The 13667-nt window shown below is 50.3% G+C and carries 19 protein-coding genes and 1 pseudogene; 13 read left to right on the top strand and 7 right to left on the bottom strand.

Going from position 1 to position 13667, the window contains the following annotated elements:
• Nucleotides 1-2: 2 nt before the first annotated feature.
• Genes ENTMO_RS0116040 through ENTMO_RS0116020 form a run of 5 tightly spaced genes read right to left on the bottom strand, consistent with a single transcriptional unit; the run spans nt 3 to nt 2821 of the window.
• Nucleotides 3-422, bottom strand: a complete 420-nt coding sequence (locus ENTMO_RS0116040; RefSeq protein ID WP_010433066.1) for a PerC family transcriptional regulator — start codon at nt 420-422, stop codon at nt 3-5.
• A gap of 19 nt (nt 423-441) precedes the next feature.
• Nucleotides 442-1182, bottom strand: coding sequence for an ATP-binding protein (locus tag ENTMO_RS0116035; protein WP_010433063.1), 741 nt, complete (start codon nt 1180-1182; stop codon nt 442-444).
• A gap of 2 nt (nt 1183-1184) precedes the next feature.
• Entirely contained in the window at nt 1185-1979 is a 795-nt protein-coding gene (locus ENTMO_RS0116030) for a DUF1376 domain-containing protein (protein WP_010433060.1), read from the bottom strand.
• A gap of 54 nt (nt 1980-2033) precedes the next feature.
• Entirely contained in the window at nt 2034-2588 is a 555-nt protein-coding gene (locus tag ENTMO_RS0116025) for a toxin YdaT family protein (RefSeq protein WP_010433059.1), read from the bottom strand.
• Nucleotides 2589-2590: 2 nt separating this feature from the next.
• Complete coding sequence (locus ENTMO_RS0116020) at nt 2591-2821, bottom strand: transcriptional regulator (protein WP_010433056.1); 231 nt, start codon at nt 2819-2821, stop codon at nt 2591-2593.
• Between the two features lie 128 nt (nt 2822-2949).
• Between ENTMO_RS0116020 and ENTMO_RS0116015 the strand changes: the two genes are divergently transcribed.
• From ENTMO_RS0116015 to yedF, 8 genes are all read left to right on the top strand, one after another.
• Entirely contained in the window at nt 2950-3360 is a 411-nt protein-coding gene (locus tag ENTMO_RS0116015; RefSeq protein WP_010433053.1) for a helix-turn-helix domain-containing protein, read from the top strand.
• Between the two features lie 251 nt (nt 3361-3611).
• A complete protein-coding gene (locus ENTMO_RS26835) occupies nt 3612-3734 on the top strand; it encodes a hypothetical protein (protein ID WP_010433050.1) in 123 nt (40 codons plus the stop codon).
• On the top strand, nt 3731-3913 hold the full coding sequence (locus tag ENTMO_RS0116005) for a DUF1482 family protein (protein ID WP_010433046.1): 183 nt from the start codon (nt 3731-3733) through the stop codon (nt 3911-3913). The genes ENTMO_RS26835 and ENTMO_RS0116005 overlap by 4 nt, the downstream gene beginning before the upstream one ends.
• 176 nt (nt 3914-4089) lie before the next feature.
• Nucleotides 4090-6570 (top strand): 3'-5' exonuclease, encoded by a 2481-nt coding sequence (locus ENTMO_RS24240; protein WP_010433043.1) that lies wholly within the window; start codon nt 4090-4092, stop codon nt 6568-6570.
• A gap of 68 nt (nt 6571-6638) precedes the next feature.
• Nucleotides 6639-6902, top strand: a complete 264-nt coding sequence (locus ENTMO_RS26680; protein WP_041951432.1) for a hypothetical protein — start codon at nt 6639-6641, stop codon at nt 6900-6902.
• Nucleotides 6877-7995 carry a phage integrase Arm DNA-binding domain-containing protein gene (locus ENTMO_RS0115990; RefSeq protein ID WP_010433038.1) on the top strand — a complete coding sequence of 373 codons (1119 nt, stop codon included), beginning with the start codon at nt 6877-6879 and terminating at the stop codon, nt 7993-7995. The genes ENTMO_RS26680 and ENTMO_RS0115990 overlap by 26 nt, the downstream gene beginning before the upstream one ends.
• Nucleotides 7996-8160: 165 nt before the next feature.
• Nucleotides 8161-9372, top strand: coding sequence for a selenium metabolism membrane protein YedE/FdhT (gene yedE, locus ENTMO_RS0115985; protein ID WP_010433035.1), 1212 nt, complete (start codon nt 8161-8163; stop codon nt 9370-9372).
• Complete coding sequence (gene yedF, locus ENTMO_RS0115980; protein WP_003856774.1) at nt 9369-9602, top strand: sulfurtransferase-like selenium metabolism protein YedF; 234 nt, start codon at nt 9369-9371, stop codon at nt 9600-9602. The genes yedE and yedF overlap by 4 nt, the downstream gene beginning before the upstream one ends.
• A gap of 43 nt (nt 9603-9645) precedes the next feature.
• Here the strand turns inward: yedF and ompW are convergent, their stop codons facing one another.
• Complete coding sequence (gene ompW, locus ENTMO_RS0115975) at nt 9646-10278, bottom strand: outer membrane protein OmpW (protein ID WP_010433029.1); 633 nt, start codon at nt 10276-10278, stop codon at nt 9646-9648.
• A gap of 183 nt (nt 10279-10461) precedes the next feature.
• Here ompW and ENTMO_RS25375 point away from each other — a divergent pair.
• The 4 genes and pseudogenes from ENTMO_RS25375 to yciA form a co-directional block, all read left to right on the top strand.
• Nucleotides 10462-10551, top strand: a pseudogene (locus ENTMO_RS25375) (YkgJ family cysteine cluster protein); the annotation flags it as partial.
• A 25-nt stretch (nt 10552-10576) separates the two neighbouring features.
• Nucleotides 10577-11320: a YciC family protein gene (locus ENTMO_RS0115970; RefSeq protein WP_010433027.1), complete on the top strand. Its 744-nt coding sequence runs from the start codon at nt 10577-10579 to the stop codon at nt 11318-11320.
• A gap of 13 nt (nt 11321-11333) precedes the next feature.
• Nucleotides 11334-11873, top strand: coding sequence for a septation protein A (locus tag ENTMO_RS0115965; RefSeq protein WP_010433024.1), 540 nt, complete (start codon nt 11334-11336; stop codon nt 11871-11873).
• A 96-nt stretch (nt 11874-11969) separates the two neighbouring features.
• A complete protein-coding gene (gene yciA, locus ENTMO_RS0115960) occupies nt 11970-12365 on the top strand; it encodes an acyl-CoA thioester hydrolase YciA (RefSeq protein ID WP_010433023.1) in 396 nt (131 codons plus the stop codon).
• A gap of 36 nt (nt 12366-12401) precedes the next feature.
• Here yciA and tonB read toward each other — a convergent pair whose 3' ends face one another.
• Nucleotides 12402-13124, bottom strand: a complete 723-nt coding sequence (gene tonB / locus ENTMO_RS0115955) for a TonB system transport protein TonB (protein WP_029485135.1) — start codon at nt 13122-13124, stop codon at nt 12402-12404.
• 221 nt (nt 13125-13345) lie between these two features.
• Here tonB and ENTMO_RS0115950 point away from each other — a divergent pair, with 221 nt between their 5' ends.
• Nucleotides 13346-13642 carry a YciI family protein gene (locus ENTMO_RS0115950; protein WP_010433021.1) on the top strand — a complete coding sequence of 99 codons (297 nt, stop codon included), beginning with the start codon at nt 13346-13348 and terminating at the stop codon, nt 13640-13642.
• The last annotated feature ends 25 nt before the right edge of the window (nt 13643-13667 follow it).

Raw genomic sequence — 13667 nt, 5'->3', positions numbered from 1 at the left:
TCTCAAGCCCTCTCCGCCTGGCGCAGACAGTCTTTACGGCGCTTGGCAATACGGGCTACTTCAACAGCGCTCCCGGCTATACCAAACATGTCCGAATATACTGCAGCAGCTCTTCGCCAAAGCCCCCTCTCCTCAAGCTCCTTCGCTTTCTGCTCGGCAGCCTGCATCCTGACCGGATCGCTTTTTTCAACCATGCACGGGAGGATTACGTCTGGAATATCTGCGTGCGGTACCGCCCGGTATGTGTACTGAACGCTGTCACGTAAGCGAATAATCACGCCTTCGTCACTCAGCTCGCGCAGAAGTCTGCCCGCTGTCCCGCCAGCCATATCCAGCGCTTCGGATACATCGCCAACGGCGCAGTTCGGTTGGTAGCGCACAAACACCGCCACCTGCTCTTTTTGGGTTATTGTTTTGGTCATTGGTCAATACTCGATTTGATTACTTAACAACCCGTAAATGGGTCACGTTTTTGCGATAACTTCCCCAGGCAAAGTTCACCCAGATACCGTTATCCATGGTTAAGCGGTCCATTACCCGCTCACCAAGAGTCTTCGATAATTCATCAAAATTCAGGTTAGTTAGGACTCCCACTGGTTTCATCGCCGCCATACGACGATCAATAATTTGATTGAGTAGAACCCATTCGTTTCGCGTTTCTCTTTGGACGCCGACTTCATCAAGAACCAGTAAATCTACTTTGCAAAGGTCATCCAGCAGCGCGGACTCTGATTGCCCCTCGTCATAGCACTTACGAGCGCGCAACATCAGGTCAGGTACTGTAACTACCAGAACGGAGTGATCACGTTGCAACAGGTAATTACCGATTGCTGCAGCAAGATGATTTTTCCCCGTCCCGCAGCTCCCACTGAAAATGAAACTAGTGAAACCAGACCCGAAGTTATGGGCATAGCTCTTTGCCATGGTGAGAGCATGCTTTTGCCCGTCGTTGCTGACCTGATAATTCGAGAAAGTGCACCCCTTATGCAGATCGCATATCCCTGAACGCCCAAATATCTTCTCCGCTCGCGCCCGCTGATTTAGTTTTTCCAGCTCTACTGCACGCTTCCGGCCTTCTTCCTGCTGCCAGGCCATCAATTCCTGACTGCTGGTAAACTTCGGCTGGACACCTGCAGGCATGATATTACGGAGACGACCAAGCAAATCGTGCGTCGATTTCATAGTTAACCCCTGAACCCCGGTGGGACCTCAGTGTCTGGTTGTGAAATGCCAAAGCCTGCCTGACGGCGAGAAGATGCCCCAGAAGTTGAGGTTTTGGCTCGGGATGTTTTCAGGCTCGAGGCGAAAGTCTGTTCCCACTGCAGGTGGTGTTTTACCTTCCCTTCGCACTTCCAGTAATCGCGGAACTGCTGAAGTTCCACTGGGGTATAACCAGGGCGATCACCGAGATTAATTCCCCACTGTGCGGCTTGCCCGACAAAGTCATCACTCGGCATCCAGTCATCGGTAATCGGGAATTTGCCGATTGGTGGCAAAAATGATTCTTGCGCGCTTAACTCTCTCTCTTGTTTCTCTTTTAGATCTGTATCTGTATCTTTATTAGTTGGGTTGCCGTTGCTGTTCTGTTCAAACGGAGCATTAACACCCGTTGAACGCTCGTTACTGTTTTGTTGGGTGTTTGCTCCTTTTTTGGCCTTTCTGGCCTGGGCGGACGCTTTACCTGCGGCCGACTTTTGACTGATTGAATTTTTTACAGCCTCCAGATCCCGCTCAATTCTCTCCTGCACCCATTCGGTGCCAGTGTCGTTAAAAAACTCTTTCAACGATTGTTCAACGGCATCCCAACGGTCGTTGCTTAGTCGTGCTATTTTCGAGAGGCGGTTTTTGGGGATCGGGCGGCCTGTCTGCCAATAATTGAACATCAGCAGCAGGTATGCGCCATGCTCTTCTGTAGACAGATGCATGGTGTCCGCCAGGTAATCAGCAATGTAAAGTTGCATGTAAGGCAGAGCTGCCATGGTTACTCCCTTGTCCGGTTTCCCGGTACGTAATGGTTATTGCTCAAAACTCGATTAAAAAAATTGCGGCGCTACGGCGCTGATGCTCGCCAGTAGTGGTCCCGCCGCGTCAGCAGGTAACATGTTGAATAAAGCGATTGCCGCTTCACGAATTTCTTTTTCAAGCTTTTGAAGGGGGGCGCCTAGCAGCTTAGCCTGATGCGCCTCACTGCATTCTTTGATTGCACTCGCCACCAGCTCGGATTCCGTTCTGGCGTTACTAAGTCCATGCTTTCTGGCTATCTCAATAGGCATAGCTGCGAGGATTGCGCCCGACAGTTGCATAACGTAAGCAGTGTATTTCTCCGATCCCCCTTCATTTTTCAGATAGCGGAATAAATTCTGCTTATTGACCGCGATGCCGCGGCCCCCTTCCTTAGCCCACTGCTCTGCCACCAGCAGAGCGATTTTTTCCTGCGCCTGGCCGGGCAAAGTGGATTCCCACTCTCGAACTGCAACCTGTATTGAACGGTGCTTAAAGCTATCTCGCCGATGCGCCATAAATTGATTTTGAGTTTTCAGCGGTCCGGCCAGGCGTTGGTTATGATGTTGATATGTAGCTGACTGCATGATTAAGCCTCCTTCTGAGGTAAACCATCTTTTGGATTGGGATAAAGATCAGGGCGTAATTCATTAGGAGTAACTTGCCAATCGACAGCCTTACTCACTTTGAGCACCAGCTCTCCGGGAATTTTGTTTTTGAACCAGCCGTTTACAGTTTGGGCTCTCCTTTTCATCCGGCGTCCTAGTTCAGCCTGACTGCAAATCGATAAGAGCTTTTTTTGAATTGATGTCTTCATCATTTGTTCTCAGTAGTTAACGATGAGTGACAATAAAACAAATTAAATCGATATCGTCAAATTATTTCGATAGTAAGAGCTACAGAAAAAATCTGTATAATTGCTGATAACTAGATGAATTGGATGAAGAGATGAACTTCGGTAAGAGATTGCAAAAGGCGATAAAAGATCTCGAAATATCACAATCTGAGCTGGCGCGCAGACTGGGAGTCAAAGCTCAATCTGTTAATGGCTGGTGCAATTCTGACATTTTACCAAGATCTGAAATACTGAATCTTCTTCCCGCTGCGACTGGGTATCCACTCTCATGGTTCTTCATGGAAGATGGTGAGACCCTCGAAGAGCACGATCCCTGGGCACCAAAACCACAAGTTAAACCTTCAACAGAACTTGAAGAAAGACTTCTAGAAGCATTCGAACAATTGCCAACAGATGATGAAAAAGAACGAATTATCAAGATTATAGACCTCAGACTTGAAGAGCTCGATAATTTTGCAAAGACTTATCTGCAGAAACGTAATCTGATACCGCCTACCAAATAGCCTTTCTTTTAATTAACTCTCCTGCTCGGGTCATCAATGACCCAGGCGTTCTTTCGCACCATACTATCGATTCAAATTGACACATATCGATTGAATTGATAATAATATCTCTATCGCAACGTGTCATCGAGGCAGGACGCCCACGAAGTAGCTGCCGGCGGCATACGAAACACCGGATGAGATGGCAAGACAGTCGCGCAGCAGGTTTACCGTTCCGCCAGCCTGGCGTTAAAGGCACAAAGGAGTTGACCATGATCGATTTCGCACGCAAAAAAGCTGGCTGCCAAGCCGTTCGCTTAAATCTGTTTGAAGTTCTGGTTCGTAAGCTTTGCTACTTACTGGCCCAAAAAGGCAATCCAGAGCTAAAAGCATGAGCTCGTTCTTTGCCCTAATCGTTACCGTCTGTGCCCTCACCGGGGAATGCTCAGACATCATGCTCGGTGTATACAAAACCGAATCTGGCTGTGATGCAGCTGCCAAAGAGCAGCACATTAAAGGTGAGTGTTACCGATATAGACCGGCTGAAGACCACCAGCCTGCTTTCAAATTTTAATCGAGTTATGACCAATGGCTGTTACCAGCCCCTAAAAGCACAAAACCCGCGCAAGGCGGGTTAAGTACCCGGTCAGCCGACCAAAGCTTTCCGGAATCGAGTTTTGACCAATGACCACTACCCAAGGCGGCAATCACTAGCTGCGGGTATCTTACAACCAAAATTTAGGACCCGATATGGAATTCTTTCACTTAATCAAGGCAACGCAGAAATCCGGCAAAGAAGATGCCGTTATCTGGTTTACGGCTAAATCAGAAGCGCGAGCCAATTTGCAGCTGGATGTAGAGCTGGAAGATGCTGGCATTGAAACCGGCCGGGGCAAAGATTATAGCAAGCCTGTCCGTACAGATTTTCCGGTTTATGACGACCTGCCTGAAGAAAGCAAAGTTGATTACTCATGGTGCAAACGCTACGAACTGCGGGACGATGGACGCACCTGGCTGCCAAAGACTGGGGCTGAGTCAACTGGAGCCGTGGACAACACTGCAACACCGGAACCGACCGTTAAAGTTGAAAGTACCGTCGAGAATATTCCTCTTGAAAACCGCACTCCAGCGGTCCGTTTTGCCGTCCACATGACCAGCGACAAATACCAGTCACATATCACTAAAGAGCAGCAACTGGCTGCCAGCGAAATGTCACTGGATGAAGGCAACACCTATCTTCAGAACCTACTGCTGGCGAAGAACGACATCCCTGAGGTTGCCGAACTCAGCCTGAACGCTGAGTGGAAACTCGTTCAGGCGATTAAGCAGGTATTCGCGCCAGATGAAGCGCACGAAACTGAAAATATCGCTGCATTCATGGCTGACTGGGCTAAAGCAGATGCCAGCGATCGCAACCAATTAGTGGAAACCTGGCGCAGCGGCAAATTTATCCATCTGAAGTCTGAAAGCACCAGCGACACCGGCGTTTTAGCAGATCAGGGTCTTGAACCTGATAACGGTATCCAGATTGACGAGAATGATGACGAAACCACTCGTTATCCAGTCGTTTGCATGCCCTTCCGCAAGCAGCTACTCGCCCAGTTCACCTCCGACGAACTGCGCCACCACATTACACGCGATGAATACGAAGGTATCAGCGCGCTGGAGATGGACACTGACAGTAGCTATGTCCAGAACCTGCTGCTGGCGGCAGAAAACTGCGAACAGGTTAAGGGTTACGATACCAAAGACCTGTGGCGCTATACCGACGCCATTAGCAAAGTGTTCAGCCAGGAAAAGCGTCACGAACTCGCTTTGGTTCTCCGATTCACCAGAATCTGGACGGCGACTGATTACATTGACCGCGGCCTGCTGGTAAAAGAATGGGCCAAAGGCAATCGCATTGCAGAAATACAGCGTACTGAAAGCGGCACGAATGCTGGCGGAGGCAACAAGACCGACAGAAACCCTGACATTAAACATGATCTCGACACTCTCGATTTAGAGATTGCGCTGGCCACGTTACCGATGGATTTCAACATTTATGATATCCCTGGTGGTGTTTTCCGTCGGGCAAAAGAGATCGTTAGTAAAAAAGAAAGTCCATTCAAAGAATGGTCTAAAGCTCTTCGTGCAACTCCGGGAGTTTTGGATTACTCGCGTGCAGCTATCTTTGCACTTATCCGCAGCGCTCACCCAGAGCATTACCTGTATCCGGCACGTCTCAGCGGATTCATTAACGCGAACCTGACTGAAAGCGATCATTCTGCTCCATCAGACGAAACTCTTGCGGCTGCGCGCCATAATCCTGAGGTGAGCTGGACAAACGAGCTAGTGACTGATTCTGCTTTTGAAACTGGCGGCCAGAATGAAGGGACACAAGTCGACGGCGGCACGCAGCCGGTTCTCGAAAAAGTTGGTAGTTGTCTTTTTTCTATTGAAGGGCTGACCACCAGCAACGCTGTAATCGACCAACAAAATACCGCGGCGGAGTACGTTGATAATGTGCAGATGGAAGAAACTGGCAATGATGAAACCCCGGACGGTGCTGCGTTATCAGAAGGCACGGAAGAAACTATCTCAAGCGCAAGCGCTACTGAAACTTATAGCAGCACAACTGCCATAAATAATGATTCCGGTCATCATAATCATGCCGAGCCTGAAATGTTCTATACACACCTTATGATCGACATTGAAGCTTTTGGTAAAAAAGCTGATTCACCAGTCGTATCTATCGGGGCCGTGTTCTTTGATCCATCAACAGGTAATACCGGTTCGGAATTTTACAAAGTGATTAGCCTGGAATCTGCCATGGCCAGCGGCGGGGTTCCGGATGCATCTACCATAATCTTCTGGCTCAAAGCTTCACCTGAAGCTCGTTCAGAGTTAGTGATGGAAGATGCTATTCCGCTCGATGACGCCTTGCTACAGCTAAATGAGTTTATAGCTGAGAATGCGGCTAACGGTCCTGATTCTGTGCAGGTCTGGGGTAATGGTGCCACTTATGACAATGTCCTGCTTGAAGCATCTTATGACCGGACGGGGATCACCTGCCCGTGGAAGTTCTGGAACAACCGGGATGTAAGAACGATAGTAGAGCTTGGTAAGGCCGTAGGTTTCACACCTCGCTATGAGATCCCTTTCGTTGGCGATCGGCATAAGGCTATTTCAGATGCTCACCATCAGGTCAAATACGTATCTGCAATTTGGCAACGACTGACTTCAAACTGATTTTATCTTTTCATAAACGACATAACCTGCCCGTTATCATTGTGGGCAGGTCATCGAGAGTGATGACTATGAGTGAACAAAGTCTGATACCGCTGCGTGACTGGAAAGCTCGCAGGTTGCACTTCCCCATAACTATTCCATGCCTGGTGAAACATGGAAAGCTGGGATACATACAACCCAGACCAATAAAAATCGGTAATCGTTGGTGTATTGATGAACGTGCGATTTACATCGGGCCAGGTGCAACTGGAGTAGAGCCTGAAATTCACAGTGACGACGACGCAATATTGCAGGAGATACTGAACGATGTCGCCAAGGCCACGAAAAAATAACGTGTCAATTCCCGGGCTGTATGCCCGGTTCGATCGTCGAACTGCAAAAACCTACTACCAATACAAAAACCCATTAACAGGGAAGTTTCATGGGTTAGGAACAGACAAAGAAAAAGCTGAAAAAATTGCTGTTACAGCCAACCAGAGGATCGCTGCTGCGGAAGCTGAACACTACTTACGTCAAATTGATGAAACTCCAAAAGCAGCCGCGCAGCGCGGAATTAGCCTGAAAGCGTGGATAGAACGCTACCTGAAAATACAGAAACAGAGTCTTGATGCAGGTACCCTATCCAAAAAACGTTATTCAGAAAAAAAACGCATGGCTGAGTTACTTTCCCGTCGTCTGGGCTCGCGGCCAATGAAAAGCCTGGAGGTTAAAGATTTTGCCGTTTTACTCGATGAATATTTGGATGCAGGTCACGCCAGTAGTGCGCTCTGTAATCGCGTTGTATGGGTAGACATTTTTACCGAAGCACAACATGCCGGTGAAGTCCCACCTGGATGGAGTCCACCAGCTGCAACAAAAAAACCTTCGGTAAAGGTTACACGGGCGCGCCTCTCTTTGGACGAATGGAAAAAAATACTGGAACAGATACCGGAGGATCGGTACTCGCACAAAGCGATGTTGCTTGCTCTTGTTACGGGTCAGCGCCGGGAGGATATAGCGAACATGAAGTTTTCAGACATTAAGGACGGTTATCTGCACATCGAACAAAGCAAAACGGGTTCCCGTATTGCATTGCCGCTGAACCTCCGTTGTGAAGCCATTGGCTTATCGCTGGAAGATGTAATACGTAAATGCAGGGATAGGTTTGTCAGCCCCTATCTCCTGCACGGAAAAATGAACAATAAGGCGAAACCTGTGAATCTGATTTTGGTTTCAAAAGAATTTGCCACGGCACGTGATGCAGCCGGTATCGTACCGCCTGCAGGAAAAACACCCACAACGTTTCACGAACAGCGCTCATTGTCCGAACGACTTTACCGCGCCCAGGGGATCGATACAAAAATTTTGCTGGGGCATAAAACACAGTCAACCACTGACAGATACAACGATGATCGCGGGAAGGAATGGACCAAATTGGCAATTTAATTTTTCGCTGCGGCGCTCTTGGGGAGAGTATTAATTACTGATGGAGGTCATAAAAAAGGTAGGTATTTTGGAGAAAAGTTTTGGAGAGGTTTTGGAGAAAGGAAAAAAGTTATATATTCCAGGCCGTTAAAACAACATACACCTTCTGAGTTCAGAGGCTTACACATGTCATGGCAACATTTCAAACAGGCTTACCTGGTTAAGTTCTGGTCACCTGTACCGGCCGTTATCGCGGCAGGTATTCTCTGTACTTATTATTTTGGCATTACCGGCACCTTCTGGGCCGTTACCGGGGAATTTACCCGCTGGGGCGGACAGCTGCTGCAGCTGGCGGGCATCCACGCTGAAGAGTGGGGCTATTTTAAGCTCATCCACCTGGACGGTACTCCGCTCACCCGCATTGACGGGATGATGATCATCGGGATGTTCGGCGGCTGCTTCGCGGCGGCGCTGTGGGCTAACAACGTGAAGTTGCGCATGCCGAAAAGCCGTATCCGCATCCTGCAGGCGGTAGCCGGTGGGATTATCGCAGGGTTTGGCGCGCGTCTGGCGATGGGCTGTAATCTGGCGGCGTTTTTCACCGGGATCCCACAGTTTTCGCTGCACGCCTGGTTTTTTGCCGTGGCAACCGCAATTGGCTCTTACTTTGGCGCAAAATTCACGCTTCTGCCGTTTTTCCGCATTCCGGTAAAAATGACCAAAGTTAGGGCCGCATCGCCATTAACGCAAAAACACACTCAGGCCCGCCGCCGTTTTCGTCTGGGTATGCTGGTCTTCTTCGCCATGATCGCCTGGGCGCTGTGTACTGCGCTGAATCAGCCAAAACTGGGGCTGGCAATGTTGTTCGGTGTTGGCTTTGGTTTGCTGATTGAGCGCGCGCAAATCTGCTTTACCTCGGCGTTTCGCGACATGTGGATCACCGGACGCACCATGATGGCCAAAGCCATTATTGCCGGGATGGCCGTGAGCGCGATCGGCATCTTCAGCTATGTTCAGCTTGGCGTCGAGCCGAAAATCATGTGGGCTGGCCCTAACGCGGTCATCGGCGGGCTGTTGTTTGGCTTTGGCATTGTGCTGGCGGGCGGCTGTGAGACCGGCTGGATGTATCGTGCCGTCGAAGGTCAGGTGCATTACTGGTGGGTGGGACTCGGGAATGTGATTGGCTCCACCCTCCTGGCCTATTACTGGGATGACGTGTCACCCGTACTGGCGACGAACTGGGACAAGGTTAATCTGCTGAACACCTTTGGCCCGCTCGGTGGGCTCGTGGTGACCTATGCCCTGCTGCTGCTCGCCTTTTTACTGGTTATTGCACAGGAGAAACGCTTCTTCCGTCGTGCCACCGTCAAAACTGCAACGCAGGAGAATGCCGCATGAAAGAGATCGTGCCTGACTATCGCCTCGATATGGTGGGTGAACCTTGTCCTTACCCGGCTGTCGCCACGCTTGAGGCACTGCCGCAGCTTAAGAAAGGTGAAATTCTGGAAGTGGTGAGCGATTGCCCGCAGTCGATCAATAACATTCCGCTGGATGCCAAAAACCACGGCTATACCGTGCTGGATATTCAGCAGGATGGACCAACGATTCGTTATTTGATTCAGAAATAATCGATGATATGCGCCCTGAACAGGGCGCATTGAAGAGCACGCGTTAGAAACGATAGCCTGCTGAGAACATAAATACCCACGGATCCAGACGGGTATTGATGCTTTGCTGCTGGCCACCGGCTTTGAAACGAACGTCAGTATCAATGTCCATGTACCAGACTGAGGCGTTGATTAACCAGTCTCGGTTAATCAGATAATCAAGACCTACCTGCCCCGCCATACCCCATGAGTCTTTCAGGCTGAGATCGGTAAGCCCGGCTTCTTTGCCTGTATCGTTAAACTTCTCATCGAAGAAGGTCGTGTAGTTCACACCCGCGCCAATGTACGGGCGCACCTTGCTGCTGGCATCACCAAAGTACCACTGAGCCATCAACGTCGGCGGCAGATGGTGCACCGTGGCGATATCGCCGGTCGGCCCAAGGCCAACACGGTGACGGAACGGCGTTGCGGCCAAAAGCTCAACGCCGATGTTTTCTGTCGCCATATAGGTAAAGGTCAAACCTAACTGGGTGTTATTGCTGACGTTAAAGCCGCCCATTCCCAGTACGCTATCGGAACCTTCAGTTGGGCGAACCGTTGCCGAACCGGCTCGAATAAAAAATTCGCCTGCTTCATGCGCATACGCGCCACCAGAGAGACTGCTTAAGATAAGGGCTGCCACCGCTAATTTTTTCATATCCGCTCCATCGTTGTGGTTTTAAGTGCGGATGAGAATATACTCACAAAAGAGTATTAAGTGATCTATCACAGATCACATTAAAACCAGTAAGTTAACATTCATTGATCTGGGTTAATTTTTGATAATCAAACTTAACCCGCCAGGTGGGTTCTACATCAAATTTTAGTGATGAGCGAAAAATTACTGCCGCTTTACAAAGATATGCTTTTCCATACAAGCCTTGATGCTGCCACGGCACTCTTATCCGGTGTACAATTGCCGGCTAATTAACACCTGCAATACTCAAGGAGAGTGCATGTCTATCACGGCGAAGTCCGTCTACCGTGACACGGGAAATTTTTTCCGCAATCAGTTCATTACCTTTTTACTGATCGCGTTGCTATGCGCCTTTATCACGGTGGTGCTTGGTCATGCGTTCTCACCGAGTGAAGAACAGATTGCCAGCCTGAGCCAGGGCGACCATCTTGCCGATAGCGTGGGGTTATTTGAACTGGTGCAAAACATGACGCCGGAGCAACAGCAAATCCTGCTGCGGGCGTCCGCGGCATCAACATTTTCAGGTTTGATCGGTAATGCTGTTCTGGCGGGCGGCGTGCTGTTAATGATTCAGCTCGTTTCTGCGGGTCATCGCGTCAGTGCCCTACGCGCCATTGGCGCCAGCGCGCCAGTGCTCCCTAAGCTGTTCATCGTCATCTTTTTAACCACGCTGCTGGTACAAATGGGGATTATGCTGGTCGTGGTGCCGGGTGTGTTATTGGCTATCGTGCTCTCTTTCGCGCCGGTAATGATTGTGCAGGATAAGATGGGTATCTTTACTGCGATGCGCAGCAGCATCAGACTTGCGTGGGCGAACATGCGTCTGGTGGCACCGGCTGTGATCGGCTGGCTCCTTGCCAAAACGCTACTGTTATTATTTGCACCGAATTTTGCCGTGTTAACGCCGAACGTTGGCGCGGTCGTTGCTAATACGCTGAGCAACCTGATATCAGCAGTTCTGCTGGTCTACTTGTTCCGCCTGTATATGTTAATTCGTCAGTAATTGGGATCGTAGAATGAAGCAGTTTCTTGATTTTTTACCGCTGGTCGTCTTTTTTGCGTTTTACAAGCTGTACGACATTTATGCCGGAACGACAGCGCTGATTATTGCTACCGCTATCGTGCTGATATACAGCTGGGTGCGTTACCGCAAAGTTGAAAAAATGGCGCTGATCACCTTCATTATGGTGGCTGTATTTGGTGGCCTGACGTTGTTCTTCCACAATGATGAATTCATCAAATGGAAGGTCACGGTGATTTACGCGCTGTTTGCAGGTGCGTTGCTGATCAGCCAGTGGGTAATGAAAAAGCCGTTGATCCAGCGCATGCTGGGCAAAGAGCTTACGCTGCCGCAAGAGGTGTGGTCCCGTCTGAATGTCGCCTGGGCGGTGTTCTTTATTCTCTGTGGCCTCGCCAATATCTACATTGCTTTCTGGCTACCGCAGAACATCTGGGTCAACTTTAAGGTCTTCGGGCTGACCGCGTTGACGCTTATCTTCACGCTGTTGAGCGGTGTTTATATCTATCGACACATGCCTCAGGACGACAAGCACTGATCCTCACGCCCGGAACATGCGCGTTCCGGGCTATTTTCTCCCGCTAAAAATCATAGTAGCATCCCGCCTGAAGTCTTCAGTTACGAGTTTAAAACAATGACAACGAATGACGCCCCTCAGGGCGAACTGGTTTTACGCACACTGGCAATGCCCGCGGACACGAATGCCAATGGCGATATTTTCGGCGGCTGGCTAATGTCGCAGATGGATATGGGTGGGGCAATTTTAGCAAAAGAGATTGCGCACGGGCGGGTGGTGACTGTCCGGGTGGACGGCATGACCTTCCTGCGCCCGGTCGCGGTGGGGGATGTGGTGTGCTGTTACGCGCGCTGCGTGAAACGCGGCACCACGTCAATTTCCATCAACATTGAAGTATGGGTGAAAAAGGTCTCTTCCGAACCGATTGGACAGCGTTACAAAGCCACGGAAGCGCTGTTTATTTATGTGGCGGTCGATAACGCGGGTAAACCGCGTCAGCTCCCTCAAACCTGATTGTCAGACAAAAAAGCCTCCTTACGGAGGCTTTTTTCATTCCATCTGTGCCCCGCCGTTCAGGCGGAAAACAATATTCACGATCAATCCACTGCCCGGCTTACCGGCTTCATAGCGCCATTTACGCATCGCTGCCTTTACATCACGCTCAAACATATTTGAGGGCTGCGCAGAGAGGATTTGCACATTGTCAACGCGGCCATCTGAGGTCACGTCAAACTTCACCCGCACGCGCCCTTCAATACGGAGCGCCTGAGCACGCGCCGGATAGGTAGGCTGGTTGCGGCTGAGCGCCCTTGGTCCCGCAGGCGCTGTAACGGTCGGCTTCGTGGTCGTTGCGGTGTTGCTCATCACCGGACGCGAAGGCGCTGTATTCTCAACCGGCTGCGTTGGCCGCGTCTCGACCGGGCGTACTTCGCGTTTCGGACGCTCTTCGACTTTCTTCACCGGTTTTGGCTTCGGCTTAGGTTTCGGCTTAGGCTCCGGTTTGTGAATCACCACCGGCGCTTCCTTCGGAGGTTCCGGGACAGGCTCGGGTTCAGGTTCAGGTTCCACAACCGGCTGTGGCGGCGGAGGCGCAACCTGCGGCGGCTCAAGATCCGCTGGCGAAACCATGGTCACGGAAATTGGCTGCGCGGGCGCTGGCATTTCAATAACCTGATGAACCGAGGTATAGAGTAAACCCGCCACAACGGCACCGTGAATCACGACAGAAAGCAGCGTCGGCCAGGGAAAGCGGCGAGGTAAATCAAGGGTCATCGAAGGCATAATCATCAACGTTAAAAAACCGAACCCTGATTTTAAATGCAAATAGCAATCATATTCAATAAGACACTTTGTCTAAGCGCAATTAAAGCGCCAGAGCGGCGAAAAAAGGGGCATTTAGATCAGGGTTTTAACATTGTTTTTATCTTTACATTGCAGTCATTTGCCCTTTCACATAACGTAACTGGCACTTTTAATGGTTAAGGAGCTTCGCCGTGCTTTATGTGATTTACTCTGAAGATGTCGCTGAATCCCTGGAAAAACGCCAGTCTGTTCGCCCTGCCCACCGGGCACGCCTACAGCTGCTGCAGGATGAAGGCCGCTTATTGACCGCGGGGCCTATGCCTGCGGTAGACAGCAACGATCCTGGCGCCGCGGGTTTTTCTGGCTCTACGGTCATTGCCGAGTTTGAATCTCTGGAAGCGGCAACCGCCTGGGCTGACGCCGATCCGTATGTGGCTGCCGGTGTGTACGAAAAAGTCACGGTGCGCCCGTACAAAAAAGTCTTTTGATGCCTCAAGGCTCCGCAAGGAGCCT

Origin of the sequence: Enterobacter mori LMG 25706 (assembly GCF_000211415.1) — a bacterium.
Taxonomy (GTDB): domain Bacteria; phylum Pseudomonadota; class Gammaproteobacteria; order Enterobacterales; family Enterobacteriaceae; genus Enterobacter; species Enterobacter mori.
Note: the sequence above shows the minus strand (reverse complement) of the source record. Positions and strands in the feature narration are given on the sequence as shown.